This is a genomic window from Amycolatopsis oliviviridis (assembly GCF_014654365.1).
GTDB lineage: Bacteria > Actinomycetota > Actinomycetes > Mycobacteriales > Pseudonocardiaceae > Amycolatopsis > Amycolatopsis oliviviridis.
Window position 1 is genome coordinate 216,733 of the sequence record NZ_BNAY01000006.1, and the last position, 24,535, is coordinate 241,267.

Sequence of the window (24,535 nt, forward strand, 5' to 3'; positions counted from 1 at the left end):
ACTTTTCCCAAGTGTTACGTCAACCTTTCGGGTTGATTTCGCGCTATAGTGCTCAGATGAGCGGGAAGAAGCAGGGTCCCGGCCTGGTGGAGTCGCTGCGCCTGGCCGCGGTGGCCCGGCGGTTCTACGAACAGGGCGCCTCGAAACTGGAAATCGCCGACGAGTTCGGGATCAGCCGGTTCAAGGTCGCCAGAATGCTGGACACGGCCAGGGAAACCGGCATCGTCACGGTCGAGTTCCGGCTGCCGGCGCCGGTCGATCTCGTACTGTCGGAGGAGATCCGCTCCGCGTATCGGCTCGACCGCGTTCTCGTGCTCGAACGAGCACCGGAACCGGAATCCCGCGAAGTGGCGCGGCGGAAAATCGGCTCTCTCGCCGCCCGTCTTCTGACCGAAATCGTCACTCAGGGCGACGTGATCGGCTTGTCCTGGGCACGTTCCGTGAACGCGATGACCGAGGCGATCGAGTCGCTGCCGAAATGCCCGGTCGTGCAACTGTGCGGGGTGCAGGCGGGCATGGACATGCGGGACCGGTCGGTGGAGACGGTCAGCCGGGTCGCGTCGGTGTCCGGCGGCGAGGCGTACCCGATCTTCGGGCCGCTCGTCCTCCCCGACCGCCGCACCACCGAGACGCTGCGCAGGCAGCCCGGGATCGCGGAGACCTTCGGGCAGTTCAAGAACCTGACCAAGGCCGTCGTCAGCATCGGCGCGTGGAAACCCGAGGAGTCGACGGTCTACGACGCGCTCGACGAGACGGAGCGGAGCGCGATCGCGAAACGCGGTGCCAAAGCGGAGGTTTCCGCGCGCCTGTTCGACGCCGACGGGACGCCGATGTCCACCGGGCTGGCCCACCACGTGCTGGCCATAAGCGCCGAAGAACTGCTGGCGGTCCCCGAGGTGATCGCGCTGGGCTACACGGAACCGAAGGCCGAGGCGATCGACGCCGTCCTGCGCTCCGGCATGGTCTCGACCCTGATCACCGACGCCGCCGCGGCCGTCCCGCTGCTCAAGCTGGCCGAGGCCCGCCCGCTCCCCTAGCCGCGTGTCGTCCCTCCAATCACGCGAGTTCGCCGTCTGATCACGCGAGATCGGCCTCCAATCACGCGAGTTCGCCGTCTGATCACGCGAGATCGGCCTCCAATCACGCGAGTTCGCGCAACTGGGTCGCCCTGTCCTGAGCCGCCATCACGTCGTCGCCGTGGCGGTGAGCCCATTCCCCGAAGGCCTCGATCGGCCCGAGAAGGCTGGCCCCGAGGTCCGTCAGCGAGTACTCGACCTTCGCCGTCCGACCGCAGTCACGCCGGTGGACCAGGCCGTTGAACTCCAGCCGCCGGACCGTTTCCGTGAGCACCTTCGTGCTGATCCCGCCCAGCCGTCGCCGCAGCTCCGCGGGTCGCGACGGCCCCTCGCGCAGCGCCCACAGCACGACCGGGTTCCACGTGTTCGCCATCAGGTCGAAGGCCAGCCGGGCCCGGCAGTCGGCGAGGAAGACGTCGTTCATGGGACCTCCGGTAACCACTTGGTACCCGCGCCGCTTTCTACGGTCGTGTCGTAACTCGATCATAGGGAGCGAACACATGCGGATCGGCATTTTCGGCGCGGGCGGGATGGCGGAGGCGCTCGGCGGCCAGTGGTCCGGGCACGAGGTGATGGTCGCCGCGCGCGACCGGGCCAAGGCGGAAAAGATCTCCGCTCGAACCGGGACCTGGGAAGAGGTCTCTCGCGCGAGCGAGGTGATCCTCCTGGCTCTCCCCGCGCCGTCGGTGACGGAAGTCCTTGCCGCGGCGGGGAAATCCCTCGCGGGGAAGGTCCTGATCGACTGCACCAACGCGGTCGGGCCCGGCGCCGTGCTCACGATCCCCGACCAGGCGGAGCGGATCGCGGCCGCCGCGCCGGACGCCCAGGTGGTCAAGGCGTTCAACCTGTGTCACGTGGACGTGTGGCGGATGACTCCCCCGGTGTTCGGCGGCCGTCCGCTCGCGGTGCCCCTTTGTGGTGCACCGGAAGCCGTCGAGGTGGTGAGCTCTTTGGTGCGCGACATCGGTTGCACGCCGCTGAACGCCGGCGGGCTCGACCGGGCGCGGCTCCTGGAGGCGACCATGGCGTTCACGGTCGGGCTGTGGTTCGGCGGACACGACGCCCAGGCCTGCTTCCCGCCCCTTCCGGTCTGATCTCAAGGTCGTCGCCGCGGGCCGAAGGGAACTTTCCCCGCATCTCACGCGGCGAAGGACGCTTTCCCCACGTCGCATGCGGGGAAAGCGTCCTTCAGCCCCTGCCTCAGAGCTGGTCCACCGCGGTGATCCGGATGACCGCCGACCCCGCCTCGTCCGAGGCCGCCAGATCGACCTCCGCGCTGATGCCCCAGTCGTGATCGCCCGCCGGATCGTCGAAGATCTGCCGCACCCGCCAGAGCTCCGTCTCCTTCTCGATGATCAGCAGCTTGGGCCCGCGCGCGTCCGGTCCGATGCCGAGCGTTTCATGCTCGTCGAAATAGTCCTCGATGGCGTCTTCCCACGCGTCCGCGTCCCAGCCCGAAGCGGCGTCCAGCTCGCCGAGCGTCCCGTAGGAGCGCCGGGCGGCGAGTTCGACCCGGCGGAACAGCTCGTTCCGCACGAGCACCCGGAAAGCCCGCTCGTTCCGCGTGACCGCGGGCGGCTCGGACGGCGGCCTGGTCGAAACCGGGCCCTCTTCTTCGGGGTGCCGCAAGGCTTCCCACTCGTCGAGGAGACTGGAGTCGACCTGGCGCACCAGTTCGCCCAGCCATTCGATGAGGTCCTGCAGCCCTTCGTCCTTGGCCTCGTCGGGCACCGTGTGCCGGAGCGAGTCGTAGGTGTCGGTGAGGTACCGCAGCACCAGCCCTTCCGAACGGGCGAGCTGGTAGAAACCGATGTATTCCACGAAGTTCATCGCGCGCTCGTACATGTCGCGCACGACCGACTTCGGCTTGAGCTCGTAGTCCTCGACCCACGGATGCCCTTGCCGGTAGCGGGAATACGCCGCCTCCAGCAGTTCTTCCAGCGGCTTCGGATACGTGACGTTTTCGAGCAGTTCCATCCGCTCGTCGTATTCGATGCCCTCGGCCTTCATCGCCTGGACGGCCTCACCGCGCGCCTTGAACTGCTGCTGCGAGAGCACCGGCCTCGGATTGTCCACAGTGGATTCCATAATGGACACGACATCGAGCGGATACGACGGCGATTCGACGTCGAGGAGGTCGATCACGGCCAGCGCGAACGGCGAGAGCGGCTGGTTCAGCGCGAAATCGAACTGCAGGTCCACGGTGAGCCGGACGATCCGGCCCTGCTCGTCGGGTTCGTCGAGCCGCTCCACGATCCCGGCCGCGAGCAGCGCGCGGTAGATCGCGATCGCGCGCAGGATCAGCTTCCGCTGAGCGGGACGGTCGGAATGGTTGTCCTCCAGCAGATGCCGCATCGATTCGAACGCGTTGCCGGGCCGGGAGACGACGTTCAGCAGCATCGAGTGGCTGACGTGGAAGCTCGACGTGAGCGGTTCCGGCTCGGCCGCGATCAGCCGGTCGAAGGTGCTCTCCGTCCAGTTGACGAACCCCTCGGGCGCCTTCTTGCGGACGATCTTCTTTTTCTTCTTGGGATCGTCGCCCGCCTTCTCCAGCGCCTTGGCGTTTTCGACGACGTGGTCCGGGGCCTGCACGACGACGTAGCCGTCGGTGTCGTAGCCCGCCCGGCCCGCGCGCCCGGCGATCTGGTGGAACTCACGCGCCTTGAGATGCCGTTGCCGCACCCCGTCGTACTTCGTCAGCGCGGAGAAGACCACTGTGCGGATAGGTACGTTGATGCCGACGCCGAGCGTGTCGGTCCCGCAGATCACCTTCAGCAGCCCGGCTTGCGCGAGCTGCTCGACCAGGCGCCGGTACTTCGGCAGCATCCCGGCGTGGTGCACGCCGATGCCGTGCCGGACCAGCCGGGACAACGTCTTCCCGAACCCGGCCGAGAACCGGAAGTCGCCGAGCATCTCGGCGATGGCCTCCTTCTCCGCCTTCGAGGTGACGTTGATGCTCATCAGCGTCTGCGCGCGCTCGATCGCGGCCGCCTGCGAGAAGTGCACGACGTAGACCGGCGACTGACCGCCGTTGAGCAGCTCGGACATCGTTTCGTGCAACGGTGTCAGCGCGTAGCGGAAGGTGAGCGGCACCGGCCGCTCCGCCGAGGTGACCACCGCGGTCGGGCGGCCCGTGCGCCGGGTGAGATCTTTTTCGAAGAACGAGACGTCGCCCAGCGTCGCCGACATCAGCACGAACTGCGCCTTCGGCAGCTCCAGCAGCGGCACCTGCCAGGCCCAGCCGCGATCCGGTTCCGAGTAGAAGTGGAACTCGTCCGCGATGACCTGGCCGACCGGCGCGTCGGCACCGAACCGCAACGCCATGTTCGCCAGGATTTCCGCCGTGCAGCAGATGATCGGCGCATCGGCGTTCACGGCCGAGTCCCCGGTCATCATGCCGACGTTCTCCGCGCCGAAGATCTCGATCAGCTGGAAGAACTTCTCCGAGACCAGCGCCTTGATCGGCGCCGTGTAGAAGCTGCGCCTGCCGTGCGCAAGCGCGGTGAAGTGGGCCCCGACGGCGACCAGGCTCTTACCGGAGCCCGTCGGCGTCGAAAGGATCAGGTTCGCCCCGGAGACCACCTCGATGATGGCCTCCTCCTGCGCGGGGTACAGCTCCAGCCCGCGCTCGGCTGTCCAGGTCGAGAAGGCTTCGAACAGCGAGTCGGGGTCGGGAGCCGCAGGCAGGAGGTCTGTAAGTGTCATCAGAAGGCCTATCGTGCCATCCGTTGGTCGCTTCTTGCCCAGGGGTGATCGCGCCCATCGGCGGAAACCCGTAGGCTTCGCGGTACCGCGCACTCATCGGGCAAGCATCGCCCGGCCGCGCGCACACAGGCGGTAATCCGAGAGGGCTAAGGAATGGCACAGGACATCATCCCGATCGAACTCGGCCTGCCACAGGGTGACGTCGTCACTCTCTGGGCGCCGCGCTGGCGGGAGGACGGCGAGGAGTGGGAAGCCTTCCTCGGCGACGAGGAAGACCTGTACGCCTTCCCGGACGCCGCGCACCTCGCCGCTTTCGTGCGGACCTCCGAGCAGCACGACCTGCTCGACCACCCCGCGTGGGAGGTCGTGCCGGCGCTGAACGTGCCCGAGCTGATCCCGGACGACGACCACACCTACGACCTGGTGGGCGTCCCCGAGCTGGTCGCCGAGAAGCCGGATCAGTGGACGCTGGGCGAGCTGGCCGAGATCATCGGCATCGTGCGTTCGCTCGCGGACGTGTGCGAGCTCGAAGAGGTCCACGAGGTCCTCGACGCGCACGAGAGCTTCTCGCTGCTGGACCAGGGCACGCTGCCCTTCTCCGGCCGTGACGGCGAGCGTCTCTGGGCGGACCTGTCGCAGGCGGTCTCCGAGAAGTGGGACACCGTGCTCGACGCGATCGACGGCCTGGTGACCGTTCCCGACGTCGACGAGAAGGTGCTGGAGCAGACGGCGGAGGAGCTCGCGACCTTCCTCGCGGAGTCCGCCGAAGCCGAAGCCGCGGCCGCCGAGAACGAGGACCTCGAAGACGTCGACGCGGACGACGAGGACGAAGACGACGAGCCGGTCGGTTTCTGGGGCGAGGTCGGCATCGACCCGATCAAGATCATCACCTCCGGCGCCGAGTACTACACGCTGCGCTGCTACCTCGACGACAAGCCGATCTTCCTCGGCAGCGAAGGCGAGATCGACGTCTTCACCTCCGAGAAGGCCCTCATCCGCGCGATCGCGGACGGCAAGGAGCTGGCGGGCAACGACCTCGCCCAAGTGTCCACTTGGGACGAGGTGACCACGAAGGCCACCGCGGGCGAGCTCGAGATCGACGTCGACACCGAGAACACCTACGTGTTGAACGGGATCGCCGACGACATCGCCGAAGGTCCGGAGTCGATCGACCCGACCCAGCTGGAGCTGGCCGTCGAGCTGATCACCGACGCCGCCGAGTGGGCCGACGACGACAGCGTCGAAACCGCGCTGGCCGCCAACGAAAGCCTCGGCTGGCTGGTGTCGTTCGTGCTGCGGCCGGACCCCACGCGCCTGGAGCCGAGCGCCCCGTTCGACGCGGAGCAGTCCGAGTGGCGCAAGCTCGTCGAGACCTTCGAGAACAGGTTGACCGTCGTCTGATCCACCCGTGAAAGAGCCCCTCAGGTTCGTCCTGAGGGGCTCTTTTCGTCTTTGACGGGCACCAGGGCCACGGCCAGCGCCGGGAAGACAGCGGCCACGCAGAAGGCCAGGGCGTAGCGCGAATCGCCGATGACCAGGCCCAGCATCGGCGGGGTCAGCGCGGCGGCGATGTTCTGGCCGGTGTTCTGCGTGCCCATCGCCCGCCCCGCCCAGGCGAGCCCGGCCATCTCGGCCGACGCGGTGAAGCCGAGTCCGTTGTCGGACACGGTGATCACCGCGGCCAGCACGAGCGCGAGCAGCACCAGCCACGGCCAGGTCGCGTCCCCGACGGCGACGAGAAGCATGACGGCGGCGCTCGCGACCGCCAATTGCCGCATCGGCCGCAGCCGGCTGCCGACGCGGTCGGACCAGCGGCCCGAAACGAGCCTGCCCAGCGCGCCGAGGATCTGGACGGCGCCGACGAACCAGCCAGCCGACGCGGCCGTCCAGTGGTGCGCGGTCACGAGGTACACGGGTGTGAACGCGGAGACGGCGAACTGCGGGACGACGAGCAGCGCGCTCGCGCCGTGGACCCGCCACAGCGCCGGCCGCCGGTACGGCGACGGCGGCTTCTCCCCCGTCGTCCCGGATTCCGGACGCGGCGGGTCGATCAGGAGCCAGGCCACCAGGAGCGCGACGACGACCGCGATCAGCGCGGGCAGCATGAGCGAGACCTGGAAGCCCCAGCGGTCCGCGAGCGGCGGGAGACCGAAGGCGGCGACGCCCACGCCGAGCGGCTGGGCCATCTGGCGGATGCCCATCGCGAAGCCGCGTTCGGCCGGGCCGAACCAGCCGAGGACGGCCCGGCCGCTCGCGGCGTTCACTGACGCGGTGCTCGCACCGGCGAGCAGGAACACTCCAAAGAGGGTCCCGAGCGAGTGGGCGGCGACGGCGGCGTACACGAGGAGTAACCCCGAGACGCCGAGTCCGAGGGCCATTACCAAACGCTCTCCGTAACGGTCGGCGGCCGCGCCCCACAGGATCAAGGTGAACAGCAGGCCAAGACTCGGCGCCGCGACCACCGTTCCCGCTTCGGCGAGCGTGAGCCCCTCCGCCCGCTGCATGGACGGCACCAGGAACGGGATCCCGTAGAGGAACGAACAGCTCGCGGTCTGCGCGGCGAGGCCGAGCGCGAGGATGAGCCAGCGCCGTTTGCCGCCGATCCCCACGTCCACGACCTGCGCCATCTTCGCCACCGTTTCACTATTTGGGATATTACTCCTACATAGTGAACGATAGTTGCCGGTGCTAACTAACGCAAGGCCGCGTACCCGGGCTTGATGACCGTGTTGATGATGTCGAGCCGCTGATCGAAATCGAGGAACGCGGATTTCATCGCATTGATGGTGAACCACTCGAGATCGGCCAGCCCGAAGCCGAAGGCCTCGGCCAGGGCGGCGAATTCGCTGGTCATGGAGCAGCCGCTCATCAGCCGGTTGTCGGTGTTGACGGTGACCCGGAACCGCAGCCGGGTGAGCAGGCCGATGGGATGTTCGCCGATCGAGCGCGCCGCTCCCGTCTGGACATTGGACGTGGGACAGATCTCCAGCGGGATCCGCCGGTCGCGGACGTAGGCGGCCAACCGTCCCAAATGGACCGTGCCGTCACTGTCGGTCTTGATGTCGTCGACGATGCGCACGCCGTGGCCGAGCCGCTCCGCACCGCAATGCTGAATCGCCTCCCAAATCGACGCGAGCCCGAACGCTTCACCGGCATGAATGGTGAAATGCGCATTATTCGTCCGCAGAAACTCGAATGCGTCGAGATTTCTGGTAGGCGGAAATCCGTCTTCCGGTCCGGCGATGTCGAACCCGACCACGCCGGCGTCGCGGTAGCGGACGGCGAGCCCCGCGATCTCGAGCGCCCTGGCGTGCTGGCGCATCGCGCAGAGCAACGTCCCGACGCGGATCCGGCCGCCCGCGGCCGCCACTCTCCGTCCACCTTCCTCGAAACCGGCCTGAACGGCCTCGACCACCGCATCGAGTGACAGTCCGCGTTCGACGAAGAGTTCGGGCGCGTACCGCACCTCGGCGTAGACGACGCCGTCGGCCGCGAGGTCTTCGACCGCCTCTGCGGCCACTCTGACCAGCGCTTCCTCGGTCTGCATCACGCCGCAGGTATGGGCGAACGTCTCAAGGTACGAGACGAGGGAGCCGGAATCGGCGGCGTCGCGGAACCATCGGCCGAGCGCGACGGGATCGGTGACCGGAAGGGCCTGGTACCCGGTCCGCTCGGCGAGTTCGGCGACCGTGGCGGGACGCAATCCGCCGTCCAGGTGGTCATGGAGGAGAACCTTGGGAGCGCGGGCCAGTACCGCCTCCGGGACGTGGGGTCTGCTGCTTTCAGAGGACATACGTAACGGTAACCAGGCTGTCATTCCCCTACATGGTGGTAAGTCTCGAGCGCTGGTTAACCCTCGGCTTTGTCGATCACGGGCTGAATCGGCCATCAGGGTCAGAGCTCGGCATTGTCCGATACCCGGGGGCCATACGCACAGCAATTTCGCAATGGATAAGCTTCACGTCACGTCCCTCCCATTTCCCCGCCCACGAAGGACACCGCAGTGACCACTGACAACCACATTGCAGCCCCGTCCTTCGACCGGATGCGCAACATGCTGGTGCGCGCGGCCGAAGTGCGTGAGAGCGAACAGCAGCAGATCTTCGACGCGCTCGACGACATCTACGCACGTCTGGCGCCGGTCGACTCGCTCGGCGCGGTCCGCAAGCGCCTCTCGGAGATGCCCGACCGCACCGAGACCAGCGTGCTCGCCGAGCGGCTCGACGAGACCATGTCGCGGCTCGAAGCGCAGGACACCGCGATCGCCGCGCTGACCCGCGCCGTGGAGAGCATCGTCGACAAGCTGGCCAAGCCGTTCGCTCAGCTGGACGGCCGCCTCGACGGCATGGCCGCGCGCCTCGAAGGCGTCGGGGGCCGGATGGACGGGCTCGAGGACAAGCTCCAGAACATCCACCGCCGTCTCGACGAACTCGGCGCGCACCTCGACAAGCAGGACGTGAAGACCGACTCGCTGCCGCAGTCGGTGATCGGCCCGGTGCGCGAGCGCGTCGAGCAGGCCGAGTCGACCCTGCGCGACCGCGTCGACACCGTCGACCGCGAGCTGCGGACCCGCGTCGAGAACCTCGACAAGGCCACCAAGGACAGCCTCACCGCGAACACCGAAGCGCTGAAGACCGCGCTGACCGAGACCGGCGAGATGATCGACGCCTCCGAGCGCCTCGACGGCCTCGGCGACCGCCTCGAGAAGGTCACGTCGCGGCTGGACGACCTGGCGGAGCGGCTCGACAAGGTCGAGGACGGCTTCACCGGTCGCCTCGGCGACCTGGACGGCTCGATCCGCAGCGGTCTGTCGAAGGTCGAGAGCACGCTGCAGAAGCAGCCGGACACCGACTCGGTCGACACGCTGGTGCGCAAGAGCAACGACGAGTCCGTGCGCCGCATCGGCGGCCAGCTGGACGAGGCCATGGCGACCTTCGCGGAGCTGATGCTCGGCGGTGGCCCGGCCGTGCAGCAGATCGCCCCGCCGCCGCCCGCCCCGCGTCAGCCGCGTCGCAGCTCGCGCAACGGCCGCGCCCCCAAGGCGGCCGACGCCAAGGCGAAGGCCGACGGCACCGACGAGACCACCGACTGAAGCCCTCCCCCTCCCGCGTTTCGTCCTCTAGTTGCGGTAGTTCGTACTACGCACTTCAGCACCCAGAGGACTAAACGCGACGGATGCGGGCGCGTACTCCTGAAGCGCGTGAAGGCCCCCTTCCCTCGGCTGAGCCGAGGGAAGGGGGCCTTCACTCTTCTCTGCCTCCCCCGCACCGACCTGCGTTTAGCCCCCTAATCGCGATCCGGCCCACGCGTTTCGTCCTCTGGATGCGGCCGGGACCCCGCGACGAGGGCGCGCGCCTGCGGTGCTCGGTGTGGTCGCCAGCGCCGGTGCCCCCAATGTGGCATTGGGGACGCTCGCTCCTGACAGGACCCAGCCGCCACACCCCGCGCGTCGCGTTTAGCGGGCTAAACGCGATCCGGCGCCCGGGCTCACGGCAGAGCGACTTTCGCGGGCTAAACGCGATCCGGCGGGGCGGGGCGCGGGCAGGGCGGAGCGACTTTAGCCCCCTAATCGCGATCCGGGCCACCGGATCGCGATTAGGGGGCTAAACGCAGGTCAGGCGCGCACGGTCTCCAGGACGAGCGGAGCGGAGTCCGGCGCCGAGGAGCCGATCGCGTAGGCGTCTTCGAGCGCAGCGAGAGCCGAAGCAACAGCGTCCGGCGTATCGGTGTGGAGCTCCAGCAGCGGCTGCCCGGCCGTCACCTTGTCGCCCGGCTTCGCCAGGCAGAGCACGCCGGCCGCGGCCTGCACCGGATCCTCCTTGCGCGCCCGCCCGGCCCCGAGCCGCCAAGCGGCGACCCCGACCGAGTACGCGTCCAGCGAAGCCAAGACGCCGGACGAAGGCGCCGAGACGACATGGACGTGCCGAGGCCGCGGCAAAGCGGCTTCCGGATCCCCGCCCTGAGCGGCGATCATCCGGCACCACGTCTCGTAGGCCCGGCCGGAAGCGAGCACCGCGGCCGGGTCCACATCGGACAGCCCGGCCAGCGCCAGCATCTCCCGCGCCAACGCCACGGTCAGCTCGACGACGTCCGCCGGGCCGCCGCCGCGCAGCACCTCGACCGACTCCGCGACCTCGATCGCGTTCCCGACGGCGTTGCCCAGCGGCACGTTCATGTCCGTGATCAGCGCCGTCGTCGCGACGCCGTGCGCGGCCCCGATCTCCACCAGGGTCCGCGCGAGCTCCCGCGCCTGCGGCAGCGTCTTCATGAACGCGCCCGAACCGGTCTTCACGTCGAGGACCAGCCCGGCCGCACCCTCGGCGATCTTCTTGCTCATGATCGAGCTCGCGATCAGCGGGATCGACTCCACCGTCGACGTCACGTCCCGCAGCGCGTACAGCTTCTTGTCCGCGGGAGCCAGCCCGGACGTCGCCGCGCAGACCACCGCGCCGACGTCGTCGAGCTGCCGGATGATCTCCGACGTCGACAGCGCGGCCCGCCAGCCCGGGATCGACTCCAGCTTGTCCAGCGTCCCGCCGGTGTGCCCGAGCCCGCGCCCGGACAGCTGCGGCACGGCCGCGCCACAAGCCGCGACGAGCGGCGCCAGCGGCAGCGTGATCTTGTCGCCGACCCCGCCCGTCGAATGCTTGTCGATCGTCGGGCGGCTGACCTTCAGGTCCAGCCGCTCCCCCGAGGAGATCATCGCGCCGGTCCACCGCGCGATCTCGCCGGAATCCATCCCCCGCAGGAAGATGGCCATCGCGAGCGCGGCCATCTGTTCCTCGGCGATGTCGCCGCGCGTGTACGCGTCGATCGTCCAGTCGATCTGCTCGTCGGAGAGCCGTCCACCGTCCCGCTTCGCGCGGATGACGTCGACGGCGGCGAACGCGCTCACGGCAGGTCGTCCGGCCCGAAAGCGTCCGGCAGCACCGACGACATCGGCAAGATGCCGCTGGGAGTGTCCACAAGGCACTCCGCGCCGCCGTGCTCGAACAGGATCTGACGACAACGTCCGCACGGCATCAGCAAATCGCCTTCACCACTGCGGCAAGCGACGGCGACGAGCTTGCCGCCGCCGGTCAGCCGCAACTGGCCTGCCATCGTGCATTCCGCGCACATTCCCAAGCCGTACGAAGCGTTTTCGACGTTGCAGCCGACGACGATCCGGCCGTCGTCCACCACCGCCGCGACACCGACGTGCAGACCCGAGTACGGCGCGTACGCCGACTTCGCCGCTTCGACGGCCTGAGCCCGCAAGGATTCCCAGTCGTACTCCGCCATGTCAGTCCTCACCTCGCCGGTACAGCGCGCCATCGGCCTTGGGCGGCCGCAGCCGCTGCGAAGCCACCGCCAGCACGATCAGCGTCACGAAGTGCGCCGTGTACGGGATGAGGTCGCTGGGCAGGTCGTCGTTGGTCCAGTAGATCGCGTACAGCGCGCCCGCGCCGACGACGCCGAGCGCGGCGGCGATCCACTGACGGCGGAACAGCTGCACGGCCACGATCACGGCCAGCAGGATCACCGCGCCGTACAGCAGCGCGAGCACCGCGGTGCCGCCACCGGCGAGCTGGAGACCATCGGCGTACCCGAACAGCGCCGCGCCGCCGAGCAGGCCACCCGGCCGCCAGTTGCCGAAGATCATCGCCGCGAGCCCGATGTACCCGCGGTTGTTGGTCTGGTTCTCCAGGTAGTCCGCGCCGCCGGCGAGCAGCACGAGCGACGCGCCACCCATCCCGGCGAGCCCGCCGGAGATGATCATGGCGACGTACTTGTGCAGGTAGACGTTCACGCCGAGGGACTCGGCCGCGACCGGGTTCTCACCGCAGGACCGCAGCCGCAGGCCGAACCGCGTGCGCCACAGCACGAGGTAGCTGATCGGGACCAGGGCGATCGCGATCATCGTCAGCGGCGCGACCTCGGTGACCAGGCCGTTGAGGATCCCGGCGAGGTCGGAGATGAAGACGCGCTGCATCTTCTCCAGATCCGACAACCAGTCCGAGAGGAACGTCGCCGAGTAGGTGTCGAACTTCGGGACCGGCGGCGACTGGCGCGGGTTCCCCGAAAGCGGGGTGAACACCAGGTTCGCCAGGTACTTCGCGACACCGAGGCCCAGCAGGTTGATCGCCACACCGGAAACGATGTGGTTGACGTTGAAGGTCACCGTCGCGACGGCGTGCAGCAGACCGCCGAGCGCGCCGAACACGACCGCCGAGATCAGCCCGGCCCAGACCCCGCCGTGGTACGCGCCCCACGCGGCACCCCAGGTGCCGAGGATCATCATGCCTTCGAGGCCGATGTTGATCACGCCCGAGCGTTCGGCCCAGAGCCCGCCGAGCGCGCACAGCAGGATCGGCAGCGCCAGCCGCAGCGCGGTGTGCGCGGTGTTGGTCGAGGTCAGCGTGTTGACGCCGGTGGCGTACGACGCGATCGCGAGCACACCGACCGCCAGCAGGCCCCAGATGGCGCCCTTGGCCCAGCCGGGAATGCGGCGCTTCGGCGGCTTCACCGGCATGGTGGTCCCGCCCGTGTTGGGCGAAAGAACGTCCGCGGTGGTCACACCGCACCTCCCTCGGACACGCTGGAACCCTTGCCCGCCAGCGCGCGACCCACGCGTCGCTGTTCGGCGGCCAGGTCGGCGCGGCGCACGATCTCGTACGCGATGACGACCGACAGCACGATCACGCCCTGCATGATCGTGGCGATCTCTTTGGACACGTTGATCTGCTCCAGCGACACCGCGGACCGGTCGAGGAACGCCCACAGCAGGGCGCCCAGCGCGATCCCGGCCGGGTGGTTGCGGCCGAGCAGAGCGACCGCGATGCCGGTGAAGCCGTACATCTGGGTCGAGGTGATGCCGTAGGTGAAGTCGCGGCCGAGCAGTTCCGGCATCGCGATCAGACCGGCGACACCGCCGGAAAGCAGCATCGCGATCAGCGTCATCTTCTTGGCGTTGACCCCGCCGGCCGCGGCCGCCGTCGTCGATTCGCCGGACGCCTTCAGCTCGAACCCGAACCGGGTCCGGTTGAGCATGAACCAGTAGGCCGCGCCGATCAGCGCCGCGATGATCACGAAGCCGAACAGCTCGCCCGAACCGATCGGGATCCCGGGGATCCGGCCGGTTTCGGCGATCTCGCGGGTGGCGATGTTGTTACCGGTCTGCACGCCGAACTGGTCGGCGTTGACCAGGAACGCCACGATGCCGCCGACGATCGCGTTCAGCATGATCGTCGAGATGACCTCGGAAACGCCTCGGGTCACCTTCAGCACCGCGGGGATCGCCGCGTAGAGCATGCCGCTCAAGACCGCGACGACCAGGATCGCGAGCACGTGGATCACCGGCGGCAGCTTCAGCGCCCCGCCGATGATCGCGGTGACGATGGCGGCGAACCGGTACTGGCCCTCGACACCGATGTTGAAGAGGTTCATCTGGAAGCCGATGGCCACCGCGAGCCCGGACAGGTAGTAGACCGTCGCGAGGTTCACCGTGTCGACGGCGGTCGAGCCCTTGAAGAGCTGCCCGACCATCGTGCCGTAGGCCTGAAGCGGGTCCGCGCCCGAAATGATCAGCGCGATGGCGGTCAGGATGACCGCGAAAACGATCGCGAGCAGAGGCGGCAGCAGCCTCGTACGCCAGGAACTCACGATGCACCTTCTTCTTCGGAGTCTTCGGAAGCACCCGTCATCGCGGAGCCCAGTTGCTGCGGGGTCACGGTCGCGGGGTCGGCCTCGCCGACCAGCCGTCCGCGGAGCATGACCTGGATGGTGTCCGACAGCCCGATCAGCTCGTCGAGGTCCGCCGAAACCAGCAGGACGGCCAGCCCGGCCGCGCGCGCCTGGCGGATCTGCTCCCAGATCAGCGCCTGCGCGCCGACGTCGACACCACGGGTCGGATGCGAGGCGATCAGCAGGACCGGGTCGCCGGAGAGCTCGCGCCCGACGATCAGCTTCTGCTGGTTACCACCCGAAAGGGCGGCGGCGGGGACGTCGATGCCCGGCGTGCGGACGTCGTACTCCTCGACGATGCGGCGGGTGTCCTCCCGCGCGCCGTCGATGTCGAGCAACTGTCCTTTCGCGACCGGCTTGCGCGTCTGGTACCCGAGGATCCGGTTGACCCACAAGGGTTGCGTGAGCAGGAGGCTGTGCCGCGTGCGGTCTTCGGCGATGTACCCGATCCCGGCCTCGCGGCGGGCGAGCGTCCCCAGTTTGTGCAGTTCGACGACCTCGCCGTCGGCCTCGGTCAGCTCGATCCGGCCGCCGCCCTTGCGCATGCCCATGATCGTCTCGACGAGTTCGGTCTGGCCGTTGCCCTCGACCCCGGCGATCCCGAGCACCTCGCCCGCGTGCACGGTGAAGGAGATGTGGTCGAGCACGTTCCGCTCGGAACCCTCGACCTTCAGGCAGACGTCGTCCAGGCGGAGAACGTCCCGGTCGGTCACGGTGGACTCGCGGGTCTCCGGGCTGGGCAGCTCCGAGCCGACCATCATCTCGGCCAGCTGGCGCGAGGTGATCGTCTTCGGATCGGCCGAGCCGACCGTGGTGCCACGGCGGATCACGGTGACCGTGTCGGCGATCGCGCGCACCTCGTCGAGCTTGTGCGAGATGAAGAGGAAGGTGAAGCCGTCCTTCTGCATGGCGCGGACGGTCTCGAACAGCGCGTCGACCTCCTGCGGCACGAGCACCGCGGTGGGCTCGTCGAGGATGATGATCCGCGCGCCGCGGTAGAGCACCTTGACGATTTCCACGCGCTGGCGGTCGGCGACGCCGAGCTCTTCCAGCAGCGCGTCCGGGCGGGCGTGCAGGCCGACCCGGCCGGCGAGTTCCGCCAGTTTCGCCCTGGCGGCGCGACCGATGCCGTGCAGGTTCTCCGCGCCGAGGAAGACGTTCTCCCCGACGGTCAGGTTGTCGGCCAGCATGAAGTGCTGGTGGACCATCCCGATTCCGGCCTTGATGGCGTCCTGCGGGTTGCGCAGTTTCACCGGTTCGCCGTTGATCGCGATGTCGCCCTCGTCCGGCTGCTGCATGCCGTAGAGGATCTTCATCAGGGTCGATTTGCCCGCGCCGTTCTCGCCGCAGACGGCGTGCACCTCGCCCTTGGTGACGGTGAGGTTGACGTCGGAGTTGGCCACGACACCGGGGAATCGCTTCGTGATCCCGGTCAGCTGCACGGCCGGTTCACCCCGGTCGGGGGCGTCGGTGACCTCGGCCTGGGGAGCGCTCATGAAAAAGCCATCCAGTTCTGGGTAAACAGGTTGGGGCTCGGAAGGGTTACCCTCCCGAGCCCCGTACCTGGTGAAGCTTACTTCTGCGGCTTGTCGGAGACGGTGATCGCCCCGGAGACGATCTGCGCCTTGTAGCCGTCGAGGACGTCCTTGATGTCGTCGATCTTGCCACCGGAGGTGGCGTAGCCGACGCCGTCGACCTTGAGGTCGAAGCGCTTCGGCAGCGACGTCAGGTCACCCTTGGCCAGCGCGCGCAGGTAGTCGAACACCGCCACGTCGACGCGCTTGAGCATCGAGGTGATGATGACGTCCTTCGACGCCTCGACCGTCTTCTGGTTGTACTGGTCGGAGTCGACGCCGATGGCGAGCGCGTTGTTCGACTTCGCGGCCTCGAACACGCCCTTACCGGAGGCGCCGGCGGCGTGGTAGACGACGTCCGCGCCCTTGGCGATCTGCGCGGCGGCCTTCACGTTGCCCTTCGCCGGGTCCTGGAACCCGGAGAAGTCACCGGCCGGGGTGAGGTACTCGTCCTCGATGACGGCCTTGGACGAAGCGGCCTTCACACCCTGCAGGAAGCCGGCCTCGAACTTCTGGATCAGCGGCGTGTTCACGCCACCGACGAAGCCGACGTGGCACTTCTTCGACTTGTAGGCGGCGGCGACACCGGCCAGGAACGAGCCCTGCTCCTCGGCGAAGACCAGCGGGGTGACGTTCGGCGCCTTGACCGAGTCGTCGTCGACGATCGCGAACTGGGTGTTCGGGTACTTCGGCGCGATGGCGCCGACGGCCTTGGCGTAGGCGAACCCGACCGCGATGACCGGGCTGAAGCCCTGCGACGCGAGCTGGTCGAGACGCTGCGACTTGGCGGCCTCGTCCTCGGTCGCGGCGGCGGTGCTTTCGGTGACCGCGGTGACGCCGAGCTCGCTCTTGGCCTTGTCGGTACCGGCGGCGGCGGAGTCGTTGAACGACGCGTCGCCGCGGCCGCCGACGTCGAAGGCCAGCGCGACCTTGAGCTTGCTGCCGTCGACCTTCTCACCGGCCTGCGCGGAGCTGGTGGAGGCGGCTGCAGCGGCGGGCGGCTTGGGCGCCGTCACGCAGCCGGCGGACTGGTCCCCAGAGCTCGCGTTGTTGTTGTTCCCCGCACCCGAATCCTTCGCGCACCCGGCAAGTACCAGTGCACCGGCCATGGCGGCGGCGGCCAGCGCGGTTCCACGCATGCGACGCAACGTGTGTCTCCCTCCCCGCTGATCCAGCGGATGGTCCGAAGAAAGCGACCCGGCGACGCTGCCGGGTTCGACCGGGAGACGGTACCTAACGGCCGCTTTGCTGCCATAGGAAAGGCACGCTACGTAACACAAACGTTTACTCATGAGTCGTAACTGCGACGAATGGAGCACTTACGGTGATCACGACGGAGTAGCCGCTAGTAGGCCTTCCCCCCGTTCGAGCAAGGAGGGAAGGCCCTCACGCCCTGATCAGGACCTACGCGCAGGTGAGCCGCGGAGAGGCCCGGTCACCCCCGGTCGTACTGGACGCCGTCGCCACCGTCGGTGAGCACGAGCCGCAGGTAGCGCCCGGGTCGAGGCAGGGCCACCCGCTCGACCTTCCACCCGGTCGGCGCCGTCGGCGAGACCTCCGGGGTGAACACCGGGACGCGGGCCTCGTCGGCCGCCAGGACCGTCACCTCGACCGGTTCACCCGACGGGAGGATGTCGACGCGACCGCCGCCAGCACGCCTTTCCCGCCCTTCTGCCGCGGCGTGAGCGTCCACTGTGGAGCGCTCCCCTTCGACTCGTTGCGCCGCCGATCTGTCGACGTGTCGACATCGCGGGTGTGCATGTCGAAGCGCCCAGTGATCACCCTCGGAATGGATGCGCCTGGCGCCGGGATGCGAACGGCGTGGCGCCCAGGACGAGCGTCTTCCGGCGGTCCATGTTCTCCATCACGGTTTTCCCTTCTCCGGGGCGACCGCGGTCTCGGGGTGACGGCGGAAGGGAGCCCGCGCACGCCGTCCACAAAGGACGGGTGAACACGGATAGGGCGACGTCCGTCACTCCATCGTGCACTCGGTCGAGTGATCAGATGTCTATCCGACCGAACGCAAGATATGAAATATGAGAGGTCAGCGCATTCCCGGTAGGCCAACCTCATTGGCCGATCGCAGCCCGGACCGTGGCGCGCGCCACTGACAGAGATCCGATGTTCGTCGCGGTCAGGGGCCTGGATCGGCGCGTAAGCGGCAAACCGGAGCGGACCCGCCGCAGTCACCCGCCACGGGGCGTGATGTCTGGTCGATCACACACACGAACCCGGAGGTGAGCCCACCGTGAGGTGCGGGTCTAGCATCCCTTTATCCACGCTCGATGACCATGATCTCGGCACCGTCGCCGGAGCCGTCCCCAGGTGGGCGTCCCGGCGGCAGGCGCGGAAACCAGCGGTCAGCGGGCCCAAGCCATGACGTTGGAGGCCGTTCACCGATGTCCACCACGGCTAGCACCGCCACCGAGGCGGCCGCGAGCGATCGGGCGGGTGCCTCACGCCGGCAAGGGACGTTCTACCGGGGCGACCCCGGTATGTGGTCCTGGGTGCTGCACCGCATCACCGGCGTGCTGACATTCTTCTTCCTTTTCGTGCACGTGCTCGACACCGCGCTCGTGCGCGTGTCGCCCGACACGTACAACGAGGTCATCGAGACCTACAAGACCCCGCTGGTCAACCTCCTCGAGGTCGGCCTCGTCGGCGCGGTGCTGTTCCACGCGCTCAACGGCATCCGGGTCATGCTGGTCGACTTCTGGGAGAAGGGACCCAAGTTCCAGAAGCCGATGCTCTGGACCATCCTGGCCATCTGGGTCGTGGTGATGATTCCCGGTGCCTTCTTCATGATGAAGCGCACCGTCGAAGTTATGTTCGGGGGTAACTGACCATGGCCGAACTCGCTCTCGAGCGCCCGCGCGCCCCGAAGCGCGCCGCCGCCCGCCGCAGCAACTTCGAGCTCTACAGCTGGCTGTTCATGCGCATCTCGGGCCTCGCCCTGATCGTGCTGGTGCTCGGCCACCTGTTCATCATGAACATCCTCGACGGCGGCGTGCACCGCATCAACTGGGGCTTCGTCGCCGGCCGCTGGGCCTCGCCGTTCTGGCAGTTCTGGGACCTGTCGATGCTGTGGCTCGCCGAGATCCACGGCGGCAACGGGCTGCGCACGATCATCGACGACTACGCCCGCAAGGACAGCACCCGGTTCTGGCTGAAGATCGTGCTGTACGTCTCGATGGTGCTGATCCTCGCCGTCGGCACGATGGTGATCTTCACCTTCGATCCCGGTATCTCGGCCAACTGACGCCCACCACACGTTAAGCGGAGTCCCTATGCAGTTCCACAAGTACGACGTGGTGATCGTCGGCGCCGGTGGCGCCGGCATGCGCGCGGCCATCGAGTCCGGCCAGCGTGCCCGCACCGCGGTCCTCACCAAGCTCTACCCGACGCGTTCGCACACCGGCGCCGCCCAGGGCGGCATGTGCGCCGCGCTGGCAAACGTCGAAGAGGACAACTGGGAGTGGCACACCTTCGACACGATCAAGGGCGGCGACTACCTGGTCGACCAGGACGCCGCCGAGATCATGGCGAAGGAGGCCATCGACGCGGTCCTCGACCTGGAGAAGATGGGCCTGCCGTTCAACCGGACGCCCGAAGGCAAGATCGACCAGCGCCGCTTCGGCGGGCACACCCGTGACCACGGCAAGGCCGCGGTGCGCCGCGCCTGCTACGCCGCGGACCGCACCGGGCACATGATCCTGCAGACGCTGTATCAAAACTGCGTCAAGCACGGCACCGAGTTCTTCAACGAGTTCTACGTGCTCGACCTGGTCCTGACCCCGGACGAGAACGGCAACCCGGCCGCTTCCGGCGTCGTCGCCTACGAGCTGGCGACCGGTGAGCTGCACGTCTTCCAGGCGAAGTCGATCGTGTTCGCCACCGGCGGCGCGGGCAAGATCTTCAAGACGACGTCGAACGCGCACACCCTCACCGGTGACGGCCTCGGCATCATCTTCCGCAAGGGCCTGCCGCTGGAGGACATGGAGTTCTTCCAGTTCCACCCGACAGGTCTGGCCGGGCTCGGCATCCTCATCTCCGAGGCCGTGCGCGGTGAAGGCGGCATCCTCCGCAACGCCGACGGCGAGCGGTTCATGGAGCGCTACGCCCCCACCATCAAGGACCTCGCGCCGCGCGACATCGTCGCCCGGTCGATGGTGCAGGAAGTGCTGCAGGGCCGCGGTTGCGGGCCGAACAAGGACTACGTCGTCCTCGACGTCACGCACATCCCGGAAGAGACGCTGAACGCGAAGCTCCCGGACATCATGGAGTTCTCCCGCACGTACCTGGGCGTCGACCCGGTGACGGAGCCGGTGCCGGTGTTCCCGACCTGCCACTACGTGATGGGCGGAATCCCGACCAACATCCACGGCGAAGCGTTGCGGGACAACGAAAACGTCATCCCCGGCCTGTACGCCGCGGGCGAGGTGGCGTGCGTGTCCGTGCACGGCTCGAACCGGCTCGGCACCAACTCGCTGCTGGACATCAACGTCTTCGGCCGTCGCGCCGGCATCGCCGCGGCGGAGTACGCGCTGGCGCACGAGCACATCGAGCTGCCGGAGAACCCGACCAAGGTCGTCGAAGACCAGCTGGCGCTGCTGCTTTCGGAGCACGGTGACGAGCGCGTCGCCGACATCCGCACCGAACTGCAGAAGACGATGGACTCGCACGCTTCGGTGTACCGCACGGAGGACACGCTGAAGCAGGCGCTGACCGACGTGCAGGCGCTGAAGGAGCGGTACGAGCGGATCACCGTGTCGGACAAGGGGAAGCGGTACAACACCGACGTCCTCGAAGCCGTCGAGCTGGGCTTCCTGCTCGAACTCGCCGAGGTCCTGGTCGTCGGCGCCCTGGCGCGCAAGGAGTCCCGCGGCGGGCACGCGCGCGAGGACTACCCGAACCGCGACGACACGAACTTCATGCGGCACACCATGGCCTACAAGCAGGGCGACGGCCTGTCGGCGGACGTCCGGCTCGACTACAAGCCGGTGACCTTCACCCGCTACGAACCGATGGAGCGGAAGTACTGATGACCACGGCCACCCCCGAGAAGTCGGAGGCCGTGTCCTCCGACCACACGCCGATCACCGTCACGCTGAAGATCCTCCGGTTCAACCCCGAGGTCGACACCGAGCCGCACTGGGAGTCCTACGACGTCCCGGCGCAGCGCACCGACCGGCTGCTGAACCTGCTCTTCTACGTGAAGGACTACATCGACGGGACGTTCTCGTTCCGCCGCTCGTGCGCGCACGGCGTCTGCGGGTCCGACGCGATGCAGATCAACGGCATCAACCGGCTGGCGTGCAAGGTCCTGATGAAGGACCTGCTGGAGACCGGCGGCAAGAAGACCACGATCACCATCGCGCCGATCAAGGGCCTGACCACGCTCAAGGACCTTTACGTCGACATGGACCCGTTCTTCGAGGCGTACCGTGCGGTGAAGCCGTACCTGATCGCCTACGGGAACGAGCCCACGCGCGAGCGGATCCAGTCGCAGGCCGACCGCGACCGGTTCGACGACACGACCAAGTGCATCCTGTGCGCCTGCTGCACGTCCTCGTGCCCGGTGTACTGGAACGACGGCTCGTACTTCGGCCCGGCGGCGATCGTCAACGCGCACCGGTTCATCTTCGACTCGCGTGACGAAGGCGCCGAAGAGCGGCTCGACATCCTGAACGACTCCGAGGGTGTCTGGCGCTGCCGGACGACCTTCAACTGCACCGACGCCTGCCCGCGCGGCATCCAGGTCACCAAAGCAATCCAAGAGGTCAAGCGCGCCCTGCTCTTCAAGCGCGTCTAACCCTCTTACTAGTACATGATGGCCCCCTTCCTTGCGCCTAGCGCAAGGAAGGGGGCCATCATGTACTAGGACTGAGTTATCCACAACGGGGTGGTTATCCACAGGTCCGGAAATCAGCACTGGTGACCCGGCCGATCCCGCGCTCATTCTGGCTGCATGACCAAGAGGGGGAGATGGGCTCAGCATCCCGAACTGCTGCTGGAGCGAAGCCGCAACGGCGTCGTCCGGGCTTCCGACCTGGAAAGCCTGGAGATGAGCAGCAGGACGATCTACACCCGTTGCCTGCCGGGCGGGCCTTGGCAGCGGCTGCTACCCGGCATAATCCTGCTGCACAACAACGAACCCACTGCCGGGCAACTCGTGACGGCAGGGCTTCTGCACGGTGGAGCGGACGCGGTTCTCACCGGGACGGAAGCCTGTCTGCGACACGGCCTCCGGAGGGCCTCGATGCCGCCGGATACCGGACTGCACCTGCTGATCCCGCACGACCGGAAGATTCGCAGCACCGGCTTCGTGACAATGGAACGGACGATTCGATTGCCTTCGCCGGTCGTCCGCGACGGAGTTCCCTTGGCACCGCTGATCCGGGCCACCACGGACGCGGTACGTCGGCTGGGGGATGCCGAGCAGGTCGAAGCGATCTTGATCGAATCGGTCCAGAACGGCGGGTGCCATCCCAAATCCTTGCTTCACGAACTCGATCACGGCTCGCTGAGGGGAACCGCTGTGCCAAGGCGGCTTCTGACGGGCTGGGTGGACCTCCGTTCCATGGCGGAGTCACGGGCCAAAATGCTCGGGCAGCGGCTACCCGCCCCGCCGAGTCATTGGAACGCGGCGATCTACGACCGCCAAGGGCGCTACATCGGGCGTCCTGATGCTTTGTGGGTGGACGTCGGTCTCGTCTGGGAAATCGACTCGTTCGAGTTCCATTTCCGGAAGGCGGACTACGCGCGAACCGTCGATCGCAACACGCGATATGCCGCGGCGGGCCTCGTCGTCGTGCAGACCCTGCCGTCCCGGCTGCGAGACGACCCGGATGGCGTCCTCGCCGATCTCACCGCCGCACACCGCATGGCCGCGTCCAGGCCCCGACCCGACATTCACCTCACGTCTGCCGCCTGAAGTACATGATGGCCCCCTTCCTTGCGCTAGGCGCAAGGAAGGGGGCCATCATGTACTTGCCTTACTTAAGGACCTACTTCACGGCGTCCAGGGCGTTCACGCGGCCGTGCCCGTAGTAGGAGTTGTCCTTCGCCGGGCCCTCACAGACCGGCGCGGCGGTGCCGCATGCGATCGCGTCGGCCTGGTGCTCCAGCAGCCAGGTCAGCAGCTGCGGCGGAGCGTGGCGGTAGCGGGACGCCAGCAGCGCGGCGACACCGGCGGCGTGCGGGGACGCCATCGAGGTGCCGCACTTGGTGCCGTACGCGCCGTTGAAGATGGTCGACAGCGGGCAACCGGCACCCTGGCCGGCGGGCGGCAGCTGGGCGCGGTCGCCGCCGGGAGCGGTGACCGAAACGTCGTTGCCGTAGTTGCTGTACGACGACTTCGAGCCCGCGTAGCCGATGGCCGAAACGGTCACGACGCCGTCGATGGCCTTGGGCAGGATGCCGCAGCTCGAGTCGACGGGGTGCGGGCGGTTCGGGTCGACGGTCTGCTCGTCCGGGTCGAAGCCGCTGTTGCCGGCGGCGGCGATGTTCAGCACGCCACGGCCGGTCGAGTAGGCCACCGCGCGGCGGACGGCCTCGTACGCGGCCGCGTCGCCCGGCTCCTTCGAGCAGTAGAACATGCCCGGGTCGATGTAGTAGCTGTTGTTCGTGACCGGGAAGCGGTGCTTCGCCGCCCACATGAACCCGCACACCGCGGCTTCGGGGAGGATCAGGCCGTCGTCGTTCACGACCTTCACCGACGCCAGCTTGACGCCGGGCGCGATACCGGTGAAGCCGCGTGCGGCGTCCTTGCCCGCGATGGTGCCGGCGACGTGCGTGCCGTGGTCGGAGTTCGTGGGCGCCCAGGCGGCGGGCGTGGTGTCGGGCGCGCCGGTGTTGCAACCGGCGGACGTCTTCGGGTCCAGGGCCGCCTTCAGCGCGGGGTGGGTGGGCTCGATGCCCGAGTCCAGCACGCCGACGGTCACCGAGCGGCTGCCACCGGAGACCTTGTTCGCCTCGGGAGCCTGGATCGCCCGCATGTCCCACTGCTGGGCCGAGAGGTCCTCGTCGACCGCGACGCTGGTGGTCTCTTCGCTCTCCTTGGTGTCGACCACGGCGGAGCGGGTCGAGCGGGACGAAGCCGCCGGCGGGAACGCCACGTCACGGCCGCCCGAGTAGGCGCGGAAGACGCCGATCTTCTCCTGGAAGTCGGCGTTGCGCGAGGTCGCCACCGCGACCCCGATCTCCGGGTAGTACGCGACCTTCTCGCCGCACTTGGCGCGCAGCTCGGTGTCGACCTTGCGCTCCGGGGTACGCGGGTTGTAGAGCACCACGTAGTTGAACGGCGCGCTCGCGGTGTCGCACTGCGGCGCGGGCGCGGCGCCGGCCGACGGGGCCACGAACACACTTCCCGCCGCCGCCACGACGAGCGCGGGGACGAGCAGGCGTCTGATCCGGGACATTCCACCTCCATGATTCGGTGGAGTGAACGTAAGCGAG

21 protein-coding genes are annotated in these 24,535 nt (G+C 68.0%); 9 read left to right on the forward strand and 12 right to left on the reverse strand.

All coding sequences use genetic code 11. The features are described 5' to 3' along the window. The first annotated feature begins 56 nt into the window (after positions 1–56). Positions 57–1,037 carry a sugar-binding transcriptional regulator gene (locus IE302_RS26245; protein WP_191257136.1) on the forward strand — a complete coding sequence of 327 codons (981 nt, stop codon included), beginning with the start codon at positions 57–59 and terminating at the stop codon, positions 1,035–1,037. A 103-nt stretch (positions 1,038–1,140) separates the two neighbouring features. On the opposite strand, the gene IE302_RS26250 is transcribed toward IE302_RS26245, so the two are convergent. Then, a complete protein-coding gene (locus IE302_RS26250; protein ID WP_191257137.1) occupies positions 1,141–1,500 on the reverse strand; it encodes a winged helix-turn-helix transcriptional regulator in 360 nt (119 codons plus the stop codon). A gap of 76 nt (positions 1,501–1,576) precedes the next feature. Between IE302_RS26250 and IE302_RS26255 the strand changes: the two genes are divergently transcribed. Then, a complete protein-coding gene (locus IE302_RS26255) occupies positions 1,577–2,170 on the forward strand; it encodes an NADPH-dependent F420 reductase (RefSeq protein WP_191257138.1) in 594 nt (197 codons plus the stop codon). Positions 2,171–2,276: 106 nt separating this feature from the next. Here the strand turns inward: IE302_RS26255 and IE302_RS26260 are convergent, their stop codons facing one another. Next, positions 2,277–4,781: a DEAD/DEAH box helicase gene (locus IE302_RS26260; RefSeq protein WP_191257139.1), complete on the reverse strand. Its 2,505-nt coding sequence runs from the start codon at positions 4,779–4,781 to the stop codon at positions 2,277–2,279. Between the two features lie 153 nt (positions 4,782–4,934). Between IE302_RS26260 and IE302_RS26265 the strand changes: the two genes are divergently transcribed. After that, positions 4,935–6,182: a SatS C-terminal domain-containing protein gene (locus IE302_RS26265; protein WP_191257140.1), complete on the forward strand. Its 1,248-nt coding sequence runs from the start codon at positions 4,935–4,937 to the stop codon at positions 6,180–6,182. 20 nt (positions 6,183–6,202) lie between these two features. On the opposite strand, the gene IE302_RS26270 is transcribed toward IE302_RS26265, so the two are convergent. Both IE302_RS26270 and IE302_RS26275 read right to left on the reverse strand, forming a co-directional pair. Further along, positions 6,203–7,408 (reverse strand): MFS transporter, encoded by a 1,206-nt coding sequence (locus tag IE302_RS26270; protein ID WP_191257141.1) that lies wholly within the window; start codon positions 7,406–7,408, stop codon positions 6,203–6,205. A 65-nt stretch (positions 7,409–7,473) separates the two neighbouring features. Beyond that, on the reverse strand, positions 7,474–8,574 hold the full coding sequence (locus IE302_RS26275; protein ID WP_191257142.1) for an adenosine deaminase: 1,101 nt from the start codon (positions 8,572–8,574) through the stop codon (positions 7,474–7,476). 210 nt (positions 8,575–8,784) lie between these two features. Between IE302_RS26275 and IE302_RS26280 the strand changes: the two genes are divergently transcribed. Continuing rightward, positions 8,785–9,873, forward strand: a complete 1,089-nt coding sequence (locus IE302_RS26280; RefSeq protein WP_005165536.1) for a hypothetical protein — start codon at positions 8,785–8,787, stop codon at positions 9,871–9,873. A 522-nt stretch (positions 9,874–10,395) separates the two neighbouring features. Here the strand turns inward: IE302_RS26280 and IE302_RS26285 are convergent. The 7 genes from IE302_RS26285 to IE302_RS26315 all read right to left on the reverse strand — a co-directional run bounded on the left by IE302_RS26285 (position 10,396) and on the right by IE302_RS26315 (position 17,771). Continuing rightward, on the reverse strand, positions 10,396–11,676 hold the full coding sequence (locus IE302_RS26285; RefSeq protein ID WP_191257143.1) for a thymidine phosphorylase: 1,281 nt from the start codon (positions 11,674–11,676) through the stop codon (positions 10,396–10,398). After that, positions 11,673–12,062, reverse strand: a complete 390-nt coding sequence (locus IE302_RS26290; protein WP_191257144.1) for a cytidine deaminase — start codon at positions 12,060–12,062, stop codon at positions 11,673–11,675. Before IE302_RS26290 ends, IE302_RS26285 begins: the two co-directional genes overlap by 4 nt. 1 nt (position 12,063) lies before the next feature. Beyond that, on the reverse strand, positions 12,064–13,293 hold the full coding sequence (locus tag IE302_RS26295; protein ID WP_373308025.1) for an ABC transporter permease: 1,230 nt from the start codon (positions 13,291–13,293) through the stop codon (positions 12,064–12,066). 41 nt (positions 13,294–13,334) lie between these two features. Further along, positions 13,335–14,423, reverse strand: a complete 1,089-nt coding sequence (locus IE302_RS26300; RefSeq protein WP_191257146.1) for an ABC transporter permease — start codon at positions 14,421–14,423, stop codon at positions 13,335–13,337. Next, a complete protein-coding gene (locus IE302_RS26305; protein WP_191257147.1) occupies positions 14,420–16,000 on the reverse strand; it encodes an ABC transporter ATP-binding protein in 1,581 nt (526 codons plus the stop codon). The genes IE302_RS26300 and IE302_RS26305 overlap by 4 nt, the downstream gene beginning before the upstream one ends. Positions 16,001–16,077: 77 nt before the next feature. Next, on the reverse strand, positions 16,078–17,217 hold the full coding sequence (locus IE302_RS26310; RefSeq protein WP_191257148.1) for a BMP family lipoprotein: 1,140 nt from the start codon (positions 17,215–17,217) through the stop codon (positions 16,078–16,080). Between the two features lie 296 nt (positions 17,218–17,513). Then, complete coding sequence (locus tag IE302_RS26315) at positions 17,514–17,771, reverse strand: hypothetical protein (protein ID WP_191257149.1); 258 nt, start codon at positions 17,769–17,771, stop codon at positions 17,514–17,516. Positions 17,772–18,477: 706 nt separating this feature from the next. Here IE302_RS26315 and sdhC point away from each other — a divergent pair. The 5 genes from sdhC to IE302_RS26340 all read left to right on the forward strand — a co-directional run bounded on the left by sdhC (position 18,478) and on the right by IE302_RS26340 (position 23,012). Continuing rightward, a complete protein-coding gene (gene sdhC, locus IE302_RS26320) occupies positions 18,478–18,921 on the forward strand; it encodes a succinate dehydrogenase, cytochrome b556 subunit (protein WP_191257150.1) in 444 nt (147 codons plus the stop codon). A gap of 2 nt (positions 18,922–18,923) precedes the next feature. Then, entirely contained in the window at positions 18,924–19,337 is a 414-nt protein-coding gene (locus IE302_RS26325) for a succinate dehydrogenase hydrophobic membrane anchor subunit (protein WP_005165555.1), read from the forward strand. Between the two features lie 28 nt (positions 19,338–19,365). Beyond that, on the forward strand, positions 19,366–21,120 hold the full coding sequence (gene sdhA / locus IE302_RS26330; protein WP_191257151.1) for a succinate dehydrogenase flavoprotein subunit: 1,755 nt from the start codon (positions 19,366–19,368) through the stop codon (positions 21,118–21,120). Further along, positions 21,120–21,890 carry a succinate dehydrogenase iron-sulfur subunit gene (locus IE302_RS26335; protein ID WP_076163134.1) on the forward strand — a complete coding sequence of 257 codons (771 nt, stop codon included), beginning with the start codon at positions 21,120–21,122 and terminating at the stop codon, positions 21,888–21,890. The genes sdhA and IE302_RS26335 overlap by 1 nt, the downstream gene beginning before the upstream one ends. 156 nt (positions 21,891–22,046) lie before the next feature. After that, positions 22,047–23,012, forward strand: a complete 966-nt coding sequence (locus IE302_RS26340) for a hypothetical protein (protein ID WP_191257152.1) — start codon at positions 22,047–22,049, stop codon at positions 23,010–23,012. A 73-nt stretch (positions 23,013–23,085) separates the two neighbouring features. Here IE302_RS26340 and IE302_RS26345 read toward each other — a convergent pair whose 3' ends face one another. Beyond that, positions 23,086–24,498, reverse strand: coding sequence for a S8 family peptidase (locus tag IE302_RS26345; RefSeq protein ID WP_191257153.1), 1,413 nt, complete (start codon positions 24,496–24,498; stop codon positions 23,086–23,088). Positions 24,499–24,535 lie beyond the last annotated feature (37 nt).

Excerpts from the sequence above, each read along its gene's own strand:
- IE302_RS26245 (WP_191257136.1), top strand. The coding sequence starts at position 57 with ATGAGCGGGAAGAAGCAGGGTCCCGGCCTGGTGGAGTCGCTGCGCCTG.
- IE302_RS26250 (WP_191257137.1), bottom strand. The coding sequence starts at position 1,500 with ATGAACGACGTCTTCCTCGCCGACTGCCGGGCCCGGCTGGCCTTCGAC.
- IE302_RS26255 (WP_191257138.1), top strand. The coding sequence starts at position 1,577 with ATGCGGATCGGCATTTTCGGCGCGGGCGGGATGGCGGAGGCGCTCGGC.
- IE302_RS26260 (WP_191257139.1), bottom strand. The coding sequence starts at position 4,781 with ATGACACTTACAGACCTCCTGCCTGCGGCTCCCGACCCCGACTCGCTG.
- IE302_RS26265 (WP_191257140.1), top strand. The coding sequence starts at position 4,935 with ATGGCACAGGACATCATCCCGATCGAACTCGGCCTGCCACAGGGTGAC.
- IE302_RS26270 (WP_191257141.1), bottom strand. The coding sequence starts at position 7,408 with ATGGCGCAGGTCGTGGACGTGGGGATCGGCGGCAAACGGCGCTGGCTC.
- IE302_RS26275 (WP_191257142.1), bottom strand. The coding sequence starts at position 8,574 with ATGTCCTCTGAAAGCAGCAGACCCCACGTCCCGGAGGCGGTACTGGCC.
- IE302_RS26290 (WP_191257144.1), bottom strand. The coding sequence starts at position 12,062 with ATGGCGGAGTACGACTGGGAATCCTTGCGGGCTCAGGCCGTCGAAGCG.
- IE302_RS26295 (WP_373308025.1), bottom strand. The coding sequence starts at position 13,293 with ATGCCGGTGAAGCCGCCGAAGCGCCGCATTCCCGGCTGGGCCAAGGGC.
- IE302_RS26305 (WP_191257147.1), bottom strand. The coding sequence starts at position 16,000 with ATGAGCGCTCCCCAGGCCGAGGTCACCGACGCCCCCGACCGGGGTGAA.
- IE302_RS26310 (WP_191257148.1), bottom strand. The coding sequence starts at position 17,217 with ATGCGTGGAACCGCGCTGGCCGCCGCCGCCATGGCCGGTGCACTGGTA.
- sdhC (WP_191257150.1), top strand. The coding sequence starts at position 18,478 with ATGTCCACCACGGCTAGCACCGCCACCGAGGCGGCCGCGAGCGATCGG.
- IE302_RS26325 (WP_005165555.1), top strand. The coding sequence starts at position 18,924 with ATGGCCGAACTCGCTCTCGAGCGCCCGCGCGCCCCGAAGCGCGCCGCC.
- sdhA (WP_191257151.1), top strand. The coding sequence starts at position 19,366 with ATGCAGTTCCACAAGTACGACGTGGTGATCGTCGGCGCCGGTGGCGCC.
- IE302_RS26335 (WP_076163134.1), top strand. The coding sequence starts at position 21,120 with ATGACCACGGCCACCCCCGAGAAGTCGGAGGCCGTGTCCTCCGACCAC.
- IE302_RS26340 (WP_191257152.1), top strand. The coding sequence starts at position 22,047 with ATGACCAAGAGGGGGAGATGGGCTCAGCATCCCGAACTGCTGCTGGAG.
- IE302_RS26345 (WP_191257153.1), bottom strand. The coding sequence starts at position 24,498 with ATGTCCCGGATCAGACGCCTGCTCGTCCCCGCGCTCGTCGTGGCGGCG.